General features: G+C 61.1%; 12 protein-coding genes, 1 other RNA gene and 1 pseudogene. 3 read left to right on the plus strand and 11 right to left on the minus strand.

The features are described from left to right. Nucleotides 1-30 precede the first annotated feature (30 nt). From AC1MEK_RS22800 to coaA, 4 genes and pseudogenes are all read right to left on the minus strand, one after another. A pseudogene (locus tag AC1MEK_RS22800) lies at nucleotides 31-1,254 on the minus strand (MFS transporter). Between the two features lie 54 nt (nucleotides 1,255-1,308). Beyond that, nucleotides 1,309-1,893 carry a TetR/AcrR family transcriptional regulator gene (locus tag AC1MEK_RS22805; protein WP_480398544.1) on the minus strand — a complete coding sequence of 195 codons (585 nt, stop codon included), beginning with the start codon at nucleotides 1,891-1,893 and terminating at the stop codon, nucleotides 1,309-1,311. A gap of 129 nt (nucleotides 1,894-2,022) precedes the next feature. After that, nucleotides 2,023-2,391, minus strand: a complete 369-nt coding sequence (locus AC1MEK_RS22810; RefSeq protein ID WP_480398545.1) for a Rap1a/Tai family immunity protein — start codon at nucleotides 2,389-2,391, stop codon at nucleotides 2,023-2,025. Beyond that, complete coding sequence (gene coaA, locus AC1MEK_RS22815; protein WP_480398546.1) at nucleotides 2,391-3,293, minus strand: type I pantothenate kinase; 903 nt, start codon at nucleotides 3,291-3,293, stop codon at nucleotides 2,391-2,393. Before coaA ends, AC1MEK_RS22810 begins: the two co-directional genes overlap by 1 nt. Nucleotides 3,294-3,666: 373 nt before the next feature. Here coaA and AC1MEK_RS22820 point away from each other — a divergent pair, with 373 nt between their 5' ends. Then, nucleotides 3,667-5,001 carry a hypothetical protein gene (locus tag AC1MEK_RS22820; protein WP_480398547.1) on the plus strand — a complete coding sequence of 445 codons (1,335 nt, stop codon included), beginning with the start codon at nucleotides 3,667-3,669 and terminating at the stop codon, nucleotides 4,999-5,001. Nucleotides 5,002-5,220: 219 nt separating this feature from the next. On the opposite strand, the gene AC1MEK_RS22825 is transcribed toward AC1MEK_RS22820, so the two are convergent. From AC1MEK_RS22825 to AC1MEK_RS22835, 3 genes are read right to left on the minus strand one after another with little or no spacing between them, the layout of a single operon-like run. Beyond that, entirely contained in the window at nucleotides 5,221-7,176 is a 1,956-nt protein-coding gene (locus AC1MEK_RS22825) for a hypothetical protein (RefSeq protein ID WP_480398548.1), read from the minus strand. A gap of 44 nt (nucleotides 7,177-7,220) precedes the next feature. Beyond that, entirely contained in the window at nucleotides 7,221-7,541 is a 321-nt protein-coding gene (locus tag AC1MEK_RS22830; protein WP_480398549.1) for a hypothetical protein, read from the minus strand. Then, the gene (locus AC1MEK_RS22835; protein ID WP_480398550.1) at nucleotides 7,538-7,990 is read right to left on the minus strand and encodes a hypothetical protein; all 453 of its coding nucleotides are present in this window, start codon (nucleotides 7,988-7,990) and stop codon (nucleotides 7,538-7,540) included. Before AC1MEK_RS22835 ends, AC1MEK_RS22830 begins: the two co-directional genes overlap by 4 nt. A 164-nt stretch (nucleotides 7,991-8,154) precedes the next feature. Here AC1MEK_RS22835 and AC1MEK_RS22840 point away from each other — a divergent pair, with 164 nt between their 5' ends. Further along, nucleotides 8,155-9,003: a methylenetetrahydrofolate reductase gene (locus tag AC1MEK_RS22840; RefSeq protein WP_480398551.1), complete on the plus strand. Its 849-nt coding sequence runs from the start codon at nucleotides 8,155-8,157 to the stop codon at nucleotides 9,001-9,003. Nucleotides 9,004-9,287: 284 nt separating this feature from the next. After that, the gene (locus tag AC1MEK_RS22845) at nucleotides 9,288-9,641 is read left to right on the plus strand and encodes a hypothetical protein (RefSeq protein WP_480398552.1); all 354 of its coding nucleotides are present in this window, start codon (nucleotides 9,288-9,290) and stop codon (nucleotides 9,639-9,641) included. Nucleotides 9,642-9,940: 299 nt separating this feature from the next. Here the strand turns inward: AC1MEK_RS22845 and AC1MEK_RS22850 are convergent, their stop codons facing one another. The 4 genes from AC1MEK_RS22850 to AC1MEK_RS22865 all read right to left on the minus strand — a co-directional run bounded on the left by AC1MEK_RS22850 (nucleotide 9,941) and on the right by AC1MEK_RS22865 (nucleotide 14,058). Beyond that, complete coding sequence (locus tag AC1MEK_RS22850; protein WP_480398553.1) at nucleotides 9,941-10,426, minus strand: hypothetical protein; 486 nt, start codon at nucleotides 10,424-10,426, stop codon at nucleotides 9,941-9,943. 249 nt (nucleotides 10,427-10,675) lie between these two features. Beyond that, nucleotides 10,676-10,772, minus strand: an RNA gene (gene ffs / locus AC1MEK_RS22855) — signal recognition particle sRNA small type. Nucleotides 10,773-10,918: 146 nt separating this feature from the next. Beyond that, nucleotides 10,919-12,724: a sensor domain-containing phosphodiesterase gene (locus tag AC1MEK_RS22860; protein ID WP_480398554.1), complete on the minus strand. Its 1,806-nt coding sequence runs from the start codon at nucleotides 12,722-12,724 to the stop codon at nucleotides 10,919-10,921. Nucleotides 12,725-12,891: 167 nt separating this feature from the next. After that, the gene (locus AC1MEK_RS22865) at nucleotides 12,892-14,058 is read right to left on the minus strand and encodes a zinc-binding metallopeptidase family protein (RefSeq protein ID WP_480398555.1); all 1,167 of its coding nucleotides are present in this window, start codon (nucleotides 14,056-14,058) and stop codon (nucleotides 12,892-12,894) included. Nucleotides 14,059-14,218: the final 160 nt, after the last annotated feature.

Here is a 14,218-nt window from a genome sequence, read left to right on the forward strand (position 1 = left end):
GTCTGACGTTAGGAAGAGCGCTTTTGATCTTCAAACACCCGCCTGCACACACCCCGCACCTTCGACAGTCACCTCCCCCGCCTCCCTGGGCAACCGCAACGCCAAAATCCCCAGCACCACCGCCACCAAAGCAATAACTGCATACACCCCGACAAACGACCCGGAAGCACTGGCCAACAGCCCCCCACACAAATTGCCCAACATCCCGCCCACCCCCTGAGTGATATTGGCCACCCCGAACACCGCCACCGACACCGCCGCACTGCCCGCCATCTTCGAGACATACGCCGGAATCAGCCCGAAAATCGGATAAAACGCCAACGCAAACAGCACCGCCGCCACCAACGGCCAACGCCCCACCGGATGCAACACAAAAATCAACGCCGCGACACAAATGCACACATACACCAGCAGCATCGCCAGACGCAGACCGATGCGATCCGACAGCCAGCCCACCGCCAGCCCCGCAAACATCCCGACAAAGCCCATGCAAGCCCAGATCTGCGCGGTATAGGTCACATCGAAATCAAGCTGCGTGCGCAGGTAGGAAGACAGGTAATTCTGAAACGGAAAAGTCGAAAACCCGAGCAACAGCGTCATCGCCCACACCATCAGCACCCAACGCTGAGTCAGCGCCTTTCTGTCGACTTTGACCCCGGATCCAACGCTCGCCTTTTCATCCCGCGCATGACCGAACAACCGCGCACGAATGAACACCACCAGCACCCCGAGCGCCACCAATACCGTAATGAACCCCACCAGCCCCCACACCGTGCGCCACTCACCGACAGGAGCGAACATCGGCACCAGCAGGCTGTTGATGAACACGCCATAACTGGTGCCGCTGGACACCAGCCCCATCGCCATGCCGCGATACTTGAAGGCGACGGTACGCGCGATCACGTCCACCATCGGCACGAACACCGTGGCGGCAGTGCCTGCCAACACCGTCAGCAACGCGCCGATCAGCACAATGTTGTCAGTCAGGGGAATCAACAACAGCGCTGTAGCGCACACCGCGCCCGAACCGAACACTACTCAACCGCCGCCCACGCGCGGGGTGAGCCAGGCGGCGAACAGCGCACTGGCCAGATAGCCCAGCTGGGCACTGGCAGTGATGGTGCCGACATAGGAAATATCGAAACCCAGGCTGGCGCGCATGTCCGGCACCAGCTGCGCAAACAGGTAGATGCCAAAGCCAAAAGTGGCGGCCACCAGCCCCGTGAGCAGTAACACGATCAGTGCATTTCGCATGGCGAGACTCCTTTCTTGAGGTCAGGAAATCCAGTGCGCCCTGTCAGAAAACACTCAGGGCCGTGCAGGCTGCGCTGCGTCGATCAGCTCGGCGGCCAGGTCCTTGGCCACCAGAAAGACGCTGTCATCGTTTTCCAGGGCGCCTGTCAGAAACGCCCCTTCCAGCAGCAGGAACAAACGCCGCACCAGCGTGCGCGGGCTGGCCAGCCCCGCCGACTCCGCCAAATCCAGCAAGTGCTGTTTCACACCTTGCTTGTGCCGGTCCACCGCCTGGCGCACCGGGTGCTGGCGGTCGGGAAACTCGGCGGCCGAATTCACGTAGGGGCAACCGCGCAACCCCCCTTCGGCCAGCCACTGGCGGTGCAGGTCGAACAGCGACAGCAGCTTGTCGGCAGGCGAATCGGCAGCGGCCAGCGACTGCAGGACCGCGGCATTCCAGCGCTCGTTGCGCTGATCCAGATACGCCACTACCAGTTCGTCCTTCGAGGCAAAGTGGGCGTAAAGCGTCATCTTCGACACCCCGGCAAACTCGGCCACCGCCGCAATCCCGGTGGCATTGATGCCGTCGCGAAAGAACAGCGCCGACGCCGCCTCGATCAGGCGTTGATGGGTCAGGCTGGCATCGTGATTGGCCGGCATGAGTCACCTCGAAAAAATGAACTGTACTGACCGGTAAGGATAGCCGCATATCCAGAAACAGCCAGCGCGAGAAAATTCTCGCGACGAGCGGTTGTTCAGGAAATGGATGACAGGGATCGAGGCGTCGGCTTACCGACAGGGGAAGGCATTCTTCAAGGCAGAGACCACGAGCACCGATTCGTTCAGGTGCAAGGCTTCGGGATGTTCTTCAAGGGATTGCACCACGATCCGCATCGACTGAATCATCGGAATGCCGCCTTCGGGCACGCACACCAGCTTCGGCGCGCCCCCGGCTTCGTGGACGATGTCCAGGGTGTCGATGGTCGCCTGCAGCACACCGACGCAGTGGCCGACGCCAACCGGATTCTTCGCCGCCGCGCCGCTCATGCTGGCGATGCCGTCCTGGCATTCGAGCAACAACTTGTTGCCGTCGGCCATGGCGGGTATGCCACAGCCGAAGGCCAGCAACGCGAGCAATCCGCTGATCGTCCTGGTCATCACCGCAGCCACAACTCCTTCACCGAATGGTCCGCCGCCTTGCGGACCACCAGGCTCGCCCGCTCGCGGGTCGGCAGAATGTTTTCCAAGAGGTTCGGGCGGTTGATGTCGCGCCAGATCTTGCGCGCGGCGTCCGGGGATTTTTCCGGCGGCAGGTCCGCCAGCTCGCGGAAATAGGCGCCGCGGGCGCGGAACGCCGTGCGTTGCAGCATCAGGAAGCGCTCGACGTACCAGCGCTCGATGTCGCCTTCGTCGGCGTCCAGGTAGATGGAGAAATCGAAGAAGTCCGACACGATAGTGCCCGGTTTCTGACCATCGTTGCCTTCGGTCTGCAACACGTTCAGGCCTTCGAAGATCAGGATGTCCGGCTGGCTGACGGTGAGGAACTTGTCCGGGACGATATCGTAGCTGATGTGCGAATACACCGGCGCGCTGATCTCGGGCGTACCGGCCTTGAGCTCGGAGAGAAACTTGACCATGCGCTTGCGATCGTAGCTTTCCGGAAAGCCCTTGCGGTGCATGATGCCTTCGGCGTCGAGCCGCGCATTGGGGTGCAGGAAACCGTCGGTGGTCACCAAGTCCACGCGCGGATGGTCCGGCCAGCGCGCCATCAGCGCCTGCAACACCCGGGCGAAGGTGCTTTTGCCCACCGCCACGCTGCCGGCCACCGCCACCACGTAGGTCTGTTTCTTGGCCAGACGCCCCAGAAAGGTGTCCTTGATGCTGGCCAGGTTGCGCGCCGCGTTGACATGCAGGTTGATCAGGCGCGACAGCGGAAGATAGACGTTGACGACATCTTCCAGGGAAATATCTTCGTTCACGCCCCGTAACGCCACCAGGTCTTCTTCGGACAGAGTCAGCGGCGTGTTGGCACGCAGCCCCGCCCACTCTTTGCTGGTCATTACGAGATAGTCATCAGGCGCCATTCATAGCCTTCCAATCCAGTGTCGGTATCGACAATGGTGCGAAGACTATCGTATTGCCCCCAAAACCGGGCAGATTTCTTTGATTTACCACGCATTATTGGCGTGATCGGCGTAGCTCGGTCCAGGCGTGGATCGCGGAAAATGGCGAAGTCGACGCCACCTGCATGGCCTGTCAGGCAAATGCTGTGTCGGTACAGATTCACGGAATCGCCCTACGTTCTTGAACCGCATTTACCTACATCTACCACGGATTCTCCCCGCCATCATGGGCCCCGCAGCGCAGGTGTTCTGGCGTGAAGCCGCCCTGCCTCTGCCTTTGATAACCGTGAATAGCGGAGGGAACCCAGCCATGACCGTAAGACTTGAGATGTTGAGCGACGACCCCGAGGAGCAACAGCTGGCGGTGCGTTACTGGGCCATGGGCGCCAGCGGCGAGTTTCTGGAGAAAGTCGTCGACCTCGTGCCGTTTCGCAGCATCACCCAGAGCGGCGCGCTGGCCGGTGCCGTGCGAGGATGGTGTCGCGCCTACGACGAATACCTCACCTGCCCTGACTGCGACAGCTGCCTTGAGGTCAGCAGCCGCTCGGCGGTGAAGAAACATCCGCAACCCTCACACATGCCCTGCCCCGAGTGCGCGCAACTGCGCAGCGCGCGCCGGCTGGCCGAACAGCAAGCCGCTGCGGCAGCACTGCAGACACAGCTGGCGGCCTATGCCGAGCAATTGCCCCACGACCCGATCGACTACGAGCAGTTGCCCGATGATCATGCACTGCTGCTGGTGGCGCTGAACGGCGCGCTGTCGCCACGCTTGCTGCGCGAAGCGTTCACCGTCAGCGACTGCATCGCGCTGACGCCCTGGGACGTGCGCCCGTTCATCGAGCGTCTGGAAGCGGCCGGCGTTCTGCACGAGGACCCACTGAGCGCCACACCGGGCACCTATTACCTGCGCGACGGCCAGCTGTACGTCATCGAAACCTACAAGGCCTACCGTCTGGCGCCCGACGTGCAATCGGGCAACAGCGACGAGGCGTGGGAGCGGATGATCGATCGAAGTTTCTCCGACAGCAGCGCGCTGTTCGAACTCTGGCTGGATTTTGCCTGCGCCGACTGCATGCGCTACCTGATCGACAAATGCCGGGCCTTCGACCATGACCTGGACGAGACGCAACTCAAGGAAATCCGCAGCACCCTGCGTGAAGCGCTGAAAGTGCACAGCGTCTCGCAGGTCTGGTTCGTGATCTGGAAAAACGTCAAGGACGCCGCCAGCCTGGCCCGGCTGGTCTACTACAGCGCCGCGCGGGCCACGGCGACCATTCCCGGCAAGATCCGCCGCACGCTGGAGAAGACCGAAAAGGAAGGCACGCTCCTGCGCAAATGGGACCGCCCCGACCAGCAAGCGGCAGGCACGCTGGGCATGGTGTTCAACGAATGGCTCAAGGTGGACGAAGACACGCCGGGCATCGAGGTGCTGGAACGCCTGCTCGACCTCGCCCCCAGCGAGCCGCCCGCCTACGCCGATCATATGGTCTCGGCGGCGGACGTGCGGCAATTGCTGTGCGGCGCGCTGATCAACGACACCGGCAAGGAGCTGCTGTTGCAGTTCGCCGGAATGATTCGCGATGGCCTGGCGCTGGATCAGGCGGTTAGCAGTTTGCTTGAAGGTGCTGCGCCGCCCGGCGCCTGAGGGTGAGCCCGGTCGCACATCATAAGCCCCACGTGAACCGTAGCAGCACGGCTTGCCGGCGGGCTGGCGCGCAGCGGCAGTAACTCCTGTGCACGCGGTGTGTCTGGCACGGCCAATTCGCCTGATTTTACTGCCGCTTCGCGCCAGCCCGCTGGCAAGCCGGGCTGCTACGCCCTGCGGGCAGAAGCGGGCCGGTGACACACCTGCCCATCACCTTGCTCAGAAGCCGTGGGATTCGCGATACCCCTGGTAATCGTGGTACTCGACCCACCCGACCACGTCATAGGGCACGAACAACTGGCGCCGCGCCCGAGAGATGGCGATGTAGACCTCGCACAGGCGCTCGTCGAAGGTGTAGGCGTCCTTGAAGCGGACGTTGGTCAGCAGTTCGGTGGTCAGCAGCACCTGATCGAACTCCATGCCGCCGGCGTCCTGCGCCAGCATCAACAGGCAGCGCTCGCCGGGCACGCTGGCCAGGCGGTTCAGCCGGGTCACGTCTGCGCGATTGAAGCCGCGCTCGAGGCGTGCCTGAACCCAAAGGAAGGCTTCGTCGAAACGGTTGGTATCGCGCACCTGCTGCCAGTCAGTCAGATCACTGAAATACCCGTGCAAGCCTTCGATGTGTTCGTGGCTGTACAGGTCCGGCCGGAACAAGGCAACCGCCGCGTTCATGAACGCCTCCAGGCCTGTTTCTTGAACACTGAACGGGCAGTTGGCCTCGGCCAGTTCGATGGCCCACTTCATCATGTCCCACAGCGATGCGGTCAGAATCACACAGCCTTGCGGCGGTACGAAGCCCTGCGGGTATTCCTCAATGCTGACATCGGCGTCCCGAGAACCTTCGAACGGGATCTTGATCTTCTTCTGGTGCCGATAGATCAACGGATTGAGCAACCGCTCGATGTTCGGCCCCGAGCGCACCGAGTAGCTGATGTCGACCTGACGCACCTGACGCTTGCGCCGCACCGGGTCTTCGCTGGGGTGCTGATACTCATCACCCAGGGTCACCAGCACCTGCTTGCCGCGTTCGATGATCTGCAGCAGGCATGGCGCGATGTCCTGGCTTTCATCAATCAGCACGTGGCTGTAGCGCGCCGGGATTTCGCAGCCGGCCAGCGCCGCGCTCTTGAGCATCCATAACCCGTTGAACCCGGTCTGCGTGCCCCACCCGGGATTGGCCTCGAGGTAGCGCCACAGCCGGCTGGAATACTCGAGCAGCACCTGGGTTTCAGTGGGCGACAACGGCGCCTTGAGATGCGGCAGATGCCGGGGCGAAATGCTGTGATCGCGGGAATGGCAGTACGCCTCCAGCACGCTGAGGCAAAGCTCCAGCGTCGCCTGGGCGCCCCGGCTCTGGAAACCGAAAATGTTCAGCGCCTGGGCGACCGCTTCCCGGGTCGGCTGCCTTGCGGCCCGCCCCTCGTGCTGCGGCGCTCTGGGCCCACGCAGCAAGGCCTTGGCAAAACCTTCGAAGGTCGCGCCCATCCGTTGTTGCTGGTCATGGGATCCCTTGAGGCGCCGACGCAGGGTCTGCAGTTTTTCCGGGGTGCGCGCCAACAGCAGCGTACGGTCAGCCCGCAGGCATTCCACCAGCACACTCAACAGGTGGCTTTTGCCGATGCCCGCATAGCCCTGCACATGCAGGTCTTCGTCGAGATTGGCGCGAAAGGTGCGCACGAGTTTGTCCTGCGCCGCACTCAGCCAGCGCTCGCGATGGCGCGGAGTGACCATCTGCTCACGAAACGGATGATGCTGGCGCTGATGGCGGACCTTGAACTCGACATCCCATTTGCCATCGCCCAGCAGGTATTCCTGCGCCGACACTTCCTCAGGCAGCAGAAAGCGCAAGTTGAGGTCCTTGGCCGCGTTGAGGCCGAAGTACAACTTGCGCTGATCAAACAGACGTCGGGCTTCGGACGCCAGCCCGACCTCAGCCGAATGCCGCCCCTCCACCGCCCACGCCAGCAGCCGCGCCAGCAATTTCTCCGCCGCTGCCGCCGTCAAATCCTGCTCGCTGGCCTGCGCCAGGTTCTGCACCACCAGCACGGCCGCCAGCTCCGGATCGCTCAAATCCGCCAGCGCCTGCGCGCCGTCGGCCTCCAGCAGCCGGGCGCAGGTTTGCGCCGTGACCGGCAGGAACAGGGGAACGGCCAAATCAAAATGTTCCGGTTGCATATCACCTCATCGCCAAGGGAAGGGTTTTCCCGGCGTCATGCTTGTCAAAGCTCGTCATCTAGACAGATGTCATCATCGTTCTGGGAGCGGCGAGGCGCCTCAAGTATCCGAGCAATCACATCACTCATCGGTTTTCTGCCGCGCATATCGCGGAGTAATCCCACCTCGACCAACCTGTCCCATATCTGACTGCCAGGTACATGGAGTATCTGGCTTAGGTTCGCCACGATCGTTTCTGCGGTGGTGATATTGTCATTCTGATAGTCGACATAAATCACCCCATGCCCTCGCCACTTGACCTCATAACGCTCTAGCAACGGCATTAAGTGTCGAGCCAACTCAGTTTTGTCAGTCCAGTCAGTCATTTGTTAGCCTCGACATTCACGGCCAGCTCAAATCGATAATGGCCCAGCGTCCCCGACGAATTGCCAGAATAATGCCCGTGCGACTCACCAGCACCCTGACGATCAATCCGCGCCTGCACTTCGTAAACCGCCACGTCCAGCAACCTGCGTAAAGATTCAAGATTGTCAGCAGCGACATTCATCTGCAGTTCGACCGCAGTGGCCGCCGCTACTGCATCAGGCTTGGCCGGCACATTTTTCGCGACCGACACAAGCGATACATCGGTGCTCACAGTTTTACTGCCCGCAGCTTCGGCCAGGATCTGCGCATGCTCATCGTCCATCGCGTCGAGCAGCCTGGACAGCTCCAGGGTTTTCTCGGGATGCGCCTGCATCTGGTCCTTGATCTCGATGCGCCGCAACTGCCACTCGCGCACCCGGGCTCGCGTCAGATCGTCCCTTTCGTCCACGTTGTGATACCTCATAAAGCCAAGGGGTGAAGTATGCCAGCTTCTGAGGGGCCGGGCCTGTGATCTGATCTGCAGGCCAAAGCCGGGTCTGCTGCTGTTACTGCAGGGGACAGTGGCTTAGGCTCGATCAGTCAATCATTCCCCTGCCCATAGACCCTCTCACCATGACGCTGCCATTTGATCTGTTCGACCAATGCTCACTGGAAACCACCGCCCGGGACGTCGCCAGGTACAACGCGCTGGTCGGCCAGGCTCCTGCCGGAACATCGGTCAACATCGCCTTCATTGGTAGCGAGTCATTCGACGAGCGAGTGTCGGCGGTAGTCTTGCTCAATCGATTGGGTTTGCGGCCAAGGCCAATCATTTCAGCCCGTCGTCTGGTATCGCCTGAGGTTTTGCGCAGCTACTTGAGCAGTGCTGTTGAGCTCGGAAAGGTCCGGGACATATTTCTGGTGGGTGGCGATCCAGCCTCCCCGGTCGGGCCATTCAGCGACGCGTTGCAGGTAATCGAAGGCGGGCATCTGGAAAATCTCGGGCTGGAAAGTGTGGGCATCGCCGGCTACCCCGAAGGCCACCCACGCATCACCGACGACATTCTCTGGCGCTACCTGAAAGACAAGACAAAGGCACTGGCTGATCGCGGCTTCAAGGTCGAAATCACTACGCAGTTGTCGTTCGACGTCGATGCCGTGGTGAGCTGGATCGAACGGGTCAGAGCCGCCGGGATCGCAGTGCCAATCCGCATCGGAATCCCGGCACCTGCCACCATGGCCGGCATCCTGAATTTCGCCAGGCAGTGCCGCGTCAGCACATCGACGCAGTTGCTGCAGAAATACGGCTGGCGCCTGACCTCGTTAATGAGCCCGGACGGGCCAGATCGCTTTCTCGACACGCTGGTCCAGCGCATGAACCAGTCCGATCTGGGGCCTTTGCGCCTGCACCTGTTTCCCATCGGCGATCCTGCCGATGTTTTACAGTGGCTGGAGCGCGGCAAACAACGCCACCTCTCTTGACGATGTCGAACCTGTAGGAGCGAATTCATTCGCGAAAGATTTTTCAGGCAATAGAGCTGCATCGGCTGCACTGGCCGTTCGCGAACGAAGTCGCCCGTACCCGCTTGCTTACATTCGCTTACAGCCCTCAAAGCCCCGCCAGCATTGATCTTCAGTCACTGGCGGGGCTTTTTTGTATCCAAACACGCTTTACTCAGGCTTTACCCACCCTAGACCTGCCTTTACACGAATCCGGTGTTTCATACGTCCATGGCGATTCCAAACCTTTCGCCAAAGGAGACACCATGATTTCGAAGATGACCCAAGCCCTGATCCTGACGGGTACCCTCGTCGCTGCCGGTGCAGCCAACGCGAGCGACCGCAACGTCATCGTCCCCGTCATCGCAGGCGCCGCCGTCGGTGCAGTCGTGGCCACACTGGCCAGCAACAGCCACCACGACCACTACCGCCCGGCGCGCTACTACGCACCGCCACCACCGCGCTACGTGCCGCGTTACCAACCGGTGGTCTACGCGCCGCCACCGCCGCCGGTCGTGTATCGCCGGTTCGAGCCGCCGCGGCCGCATGGGTATCACGATGGGGGGTGGCGTCATGGGCATGATCGGGGGTATGACCATCGTGGGGGTGGTCGTTGGTAACCACGTAAGCGTGAGCAATAATTCGCAGCGCGCTCATCATTGGCTGATGGGCGCGCGTTGTTTTGCGCATGATGCCGCGGTTTCTTCGTATGGTCTGAATCGATGGATGAACGGAGGCAAGAGATATGAGCGCACTCTTGGGGCGGGCTGATCAATGTTTACCGCTGAAATGGAGAAGGACTTCAGTGCGAAACTGAAAGAGATAACGAACGGCAAGGTATACCTCTATCCCAAGCCTGTGGATTTTCGAAAATCCATCGATGGCTCATCGCAAAGCGCTCGAACCCAACGCCCATAGGCTAGTAGTACGCGTCTTCCGCTTTCATCCGGCTGATCTGGCAAATAGTCAGCAAGGAGATTCCCAGAAACAACAGAACCACAATCAAAGCCCCCGTCATGATGTAGAACCCCGGAACCAAGCCAGGCAACTGATCCACAGTGCTGTGGATCGATGGTAGCCAACGGCAATACCGCAGTTGAATGGGACTGCCGACATCGTATTGAATGCCAGTGCTGTAGTGTGGATCGAAGTATTCCCCTTCGTGCGACCTTGCCGAGTCGTCGCTATACCGATAATGGACAATGCCCGTCTGCGAGTTTCGTGGAGGCAGCTCCACCAACGTCACCATGCCCGTTGTTTCGGAGGCGTCTACCAGCAGTGCCGCATAACGAATGCCATCTTTTTTGGCCATTAGGGCGATGAACAGCGCGACGATACAAGCGATGGTGAGCATCATGACACGGTTATAGAGATGGTCGCGCGCGGCTTCACGGGGATAGAACATGTGACGATCCTTCGTAGCTGAGAATTGATACTTAGCCGACATAGATCGACTCGGGTATCAAAATCTTGAGAGCTCCTCGCATCGCTGATTGCTTGCAAGCCCATAAACCTCATCTAGCCAAAGATGGGCGGCGCGTTTACGAACGGTCTGATCGCACGCTCGGCCGCATCGTTATCGATGGGCAGACATCCGGCTTAGGTATTTCGGCTTAAAAAGCCTTGAGATTTCAAGACCCTGAAATGGAGGCGACCCCACCAGCCACACCCCGGCACACAATGTTCCCGCTGTGGCTGCTGCCTTCCGGCTCTGACCAGGTTCACGGGTAATCGTTGCGGGGGGACCGATGGGGTCACCATAACGCGTGCTGCCGGCTTGCCCGGCGAGCGGGGGCCATTGTACCGGTCTGGCGGGAAGTTACAACCTCTGGTGTGAGATAAAAAATCCGAACGCGCTCAAGCACTTGAGCGCGTCGTGTTGTATACCCCTCTCTCCTCAGTGCCCCAGGGCGCGCAGCTCACGAACCTTGGCGGTGCGTTCGCCGTTCATCCAGTGTTCCAGGGCGCTTACGGTCATGGGCCGGGCGACGAGGTAGCCTTGCACTTCGTGGCAGCCGAGCTGGCAGAGGATTTCGTAGACGTCTTCGGTTTCCGCGCCTTCGGCGACCACGCGGTAGCCCAGGCGCCGGGCCAGGTCGACGATGGCTTCGACCAGGCGCCGGTCCTTTTCGTTGGCGTCGAGGTTTTCCACCAGGGATTTGTCGAGTTTGACGGTGGTGGCCGGCAGTTGGCGCAGGTAGGTCCAGTTGCTGTAGCCGGTGCCGAAGTCGTCGATGGCGATGTCGATGCTCAAGGCGCGCAGGCGTTCGAGCTGTTCGCGGGTGACTTCCGGGTTGTCGCACAGCGCGCTTTCGGTGAATTCGAGTTCGAAGCGGCCCGGGTCCAGACCGCTGATGGCCAGTTGTTCGAACAGCGCATCGCTGAATTGCGAGTTGGCCAGGTCAATGGCCGAGACGTTCATCGCCACCTTGAACGCATAGCCCTGCTGTTGCCAGGTTCGCGCCTGCTGCACGGCGTGGCGCAGCACCCACAGGCTGAGGGTGCGGATCAGCGCGGTCTTCTCTGCCAGCGGAATGAACTCGGCCGGGCTGATCGGCCCCAGTACCGGGTGCTGCCAGCGCAGCAGGGCTTCGACGGTGACGACGCGGCCGGTGCTCACTTCCAGTCGGGGCTGGAACACCAGCGACAGCTGGTCGGGGCTACGAACAGCGTCGGCCAGCGAGGCCAGCAGCAGAAACGCCCGCTGCTGGGCGAAATCCAGATGCGGCTCGTACCAGCGCCAGCCGGTGGCCTTGCCGCGCGCTTCGTCGGCGGCGCTGACCACCAGACGAATCCAGTCGCGCTCGTCGTGCTTGCCCAGCCCCAGCGGCAACACGCCGATACCGACATCCATCTGGATCGGAATATTTCGACACACCAGCGGGCGCTGGAAATGCTTGAGTAACTTGCGAAACAGCTGCTCGGCTTGTTCGGGACTTTCATGATGGGTCAACAGCGCGATGCGGGTCGGGCTGACCTTGTACAGCGAGGTGTCGGGCGGCAGTTGCGAGCGGCAGCTGTCGATCATGCACTTGACCAGTTCCTGGGAGAAGCTGTAGCCCAGCGCGCGGACGATGCTGTCCAGAAACAGCGGATCGACCATGTCCAGCGCCACCAGCGCATGGTTGTCGCGATCGGCCAGCGCCATGATGTCTTCTTCCAGGCGCAGGCGATTGAACAGGCCGGTGGGCTGATCGACGTAGTTGCTGTTGCGCAGGTTGTTCAGGCGCTTCATGACCAGTTGGCCGTACATCTGCAGCATGGTCACGTCGCGCCCTTCCAGCGGCGGGCGCGGCTTGCTGTCGATGATGCACAGGGTGCCGAGGGCCAGCCCATCGGCGGTCACCAGCGGCACGCCGGCGTAGAAACGGATGTGCGGCTCCCCCGCCACCATGGGGTTGTCCCGGAAGCGTTTGTCCTGCAGTGCGTCAGGCACCTGGAAGACGTCGTGAGAGAGAATGGAGTAAGCGCAGAAGGAAATTTCCCGAGGCGTTTCCCGCTCGTCGAGCCCGGTGCCCGCGCGAAACCACTGGCGGTGTTCGCTGATGATCGACACCAGCGCAACCGGCGCCTCGAAATAGTGAGCGACCATGTCAACGATGTGATCCAGCACATCGTCCGCGGCGGAATCGAGAAGCCCCATGTGGGAAATGCGAGAGAGACGCGAAGCCTCATTCAAAGGAATTGGTGCGCTATTGGCCATATGCGAATCCCTGTGCAACTGCTTTGTGCCAGTAGTATCAAAACGATATTGAAACCCCAAGTTAGCACTAGATTGGCCTGCGTGCAGGCAATCGCAGACCGGCGGCGACGACTGGCCCTGCGCAGGAAAGTTGCAATGAAACCAATGACATCACTCGTTTGAGTGGGTCACTGAATCTGCACCACTTCATCCGCCTTACCGCCGGCATCCTGAATGACCAGATGGATGAAATGCAGCTTGGTGATCACTTCGGATGACAGCACGAAGGGGTAGAAATCCGGCTGCCCCATGGCGCGAGACAGTTCGTTGAGCATGCCCGCCAGTTCGATCCAGGCGTTGATAAAGGCCAGGAACGCCGGCCCGCCGGGATGTTGCGGATCGTAGAGGGTGTGCAGGGCGAACGGCTGGTAGTCCAGGTCCATGTCCCGCGCGCTCATGCCCAGGCTCAGGGCGGTGTCGACGGCATCAGTCATGTGCAGGTAATGGGCCCAGGTTTCAGCCCAGTCTTCCCAAGGGTGCATGGTAGCGTAGGCGCTGACGTGGCGCTGTTGCCAGTCCGCCGGGGCGCCGTGCTGGTAGTGCTGCTCCAAGGCCTCGGCGTAGCTGGCACGCTCGTCGCCGAACAGGTTGCGGAAACCGTCCTGCCAGTAGGTGTCGGCAATCAGACGATCCCAGTAGTAATGCCCGACCTCATGACGGAAATGCCCGAGCAATGTGCGATAGGGTTCGTGCATCTGCACGCGAACCTTCTCACGAATGGCGTCGTCAGCTTCCTCCACGTTGAGGGTGATCAGGCCGTTGGCGTGGCCGGTGGTCGGCAGGTTGCCTTCCAGGTCGACGCCGAGAAACTCGAAGGCCAGGCCGCGTTCTTCGTCGACATTCTTGGAGATGACCGGCAGCCCGAGGTTGATCAGTTGCGCCACCAGTCGCCGCTTGGCGGTCTCGATCTTGCGCCAGCGTTCAGGGTTTTCCGCCACGGACAGATCGGGGATGGTCTTGTTGAGGCTGCAGGCGATGCAGAAGTCGCCTGCGTTGTGCGCGGGAAAGATCCAGTTGCAGGCGGCGGGCGTGTCGAGGTTGGCGCAGCGGCGATAAAGGCCCGCCTGCGGCTCGTCACTCTGGCGCCAGGTGTTGGCGTCCGGGCCAGGCTCGATGGAGGCGACCTTGCCCTGTTCCGGCAGATAACCCAGCGCCGACGAGCAGGCCAGGCACTGACTGTTACGCAAGAATACCGACTGGCCGCAACGGCATTGCCAGACTTTACCGGTGCGATTGGATGGAGTGGCAAAAGGCGCCGCGATCCGTGTGCTGAGTTGCTCGAAGAACTGGAACATGGCGATCTCCCGATGTGGCCGCAAAGACTAGATCATGGGCGGTTGCCGGGGTTCCGTGGATTTTTCCGTAGCAGTACGGCTTGTCGGCGGCGCGGTGTGTCAGGCGACATTTTCGTCACAGATATATCGCCCCGCCGGCAAGCCGTGCTGCTACGGGGGG

It is taken from the genome of Pseudomonas sp. 2 (assembly GCF_056627435.1).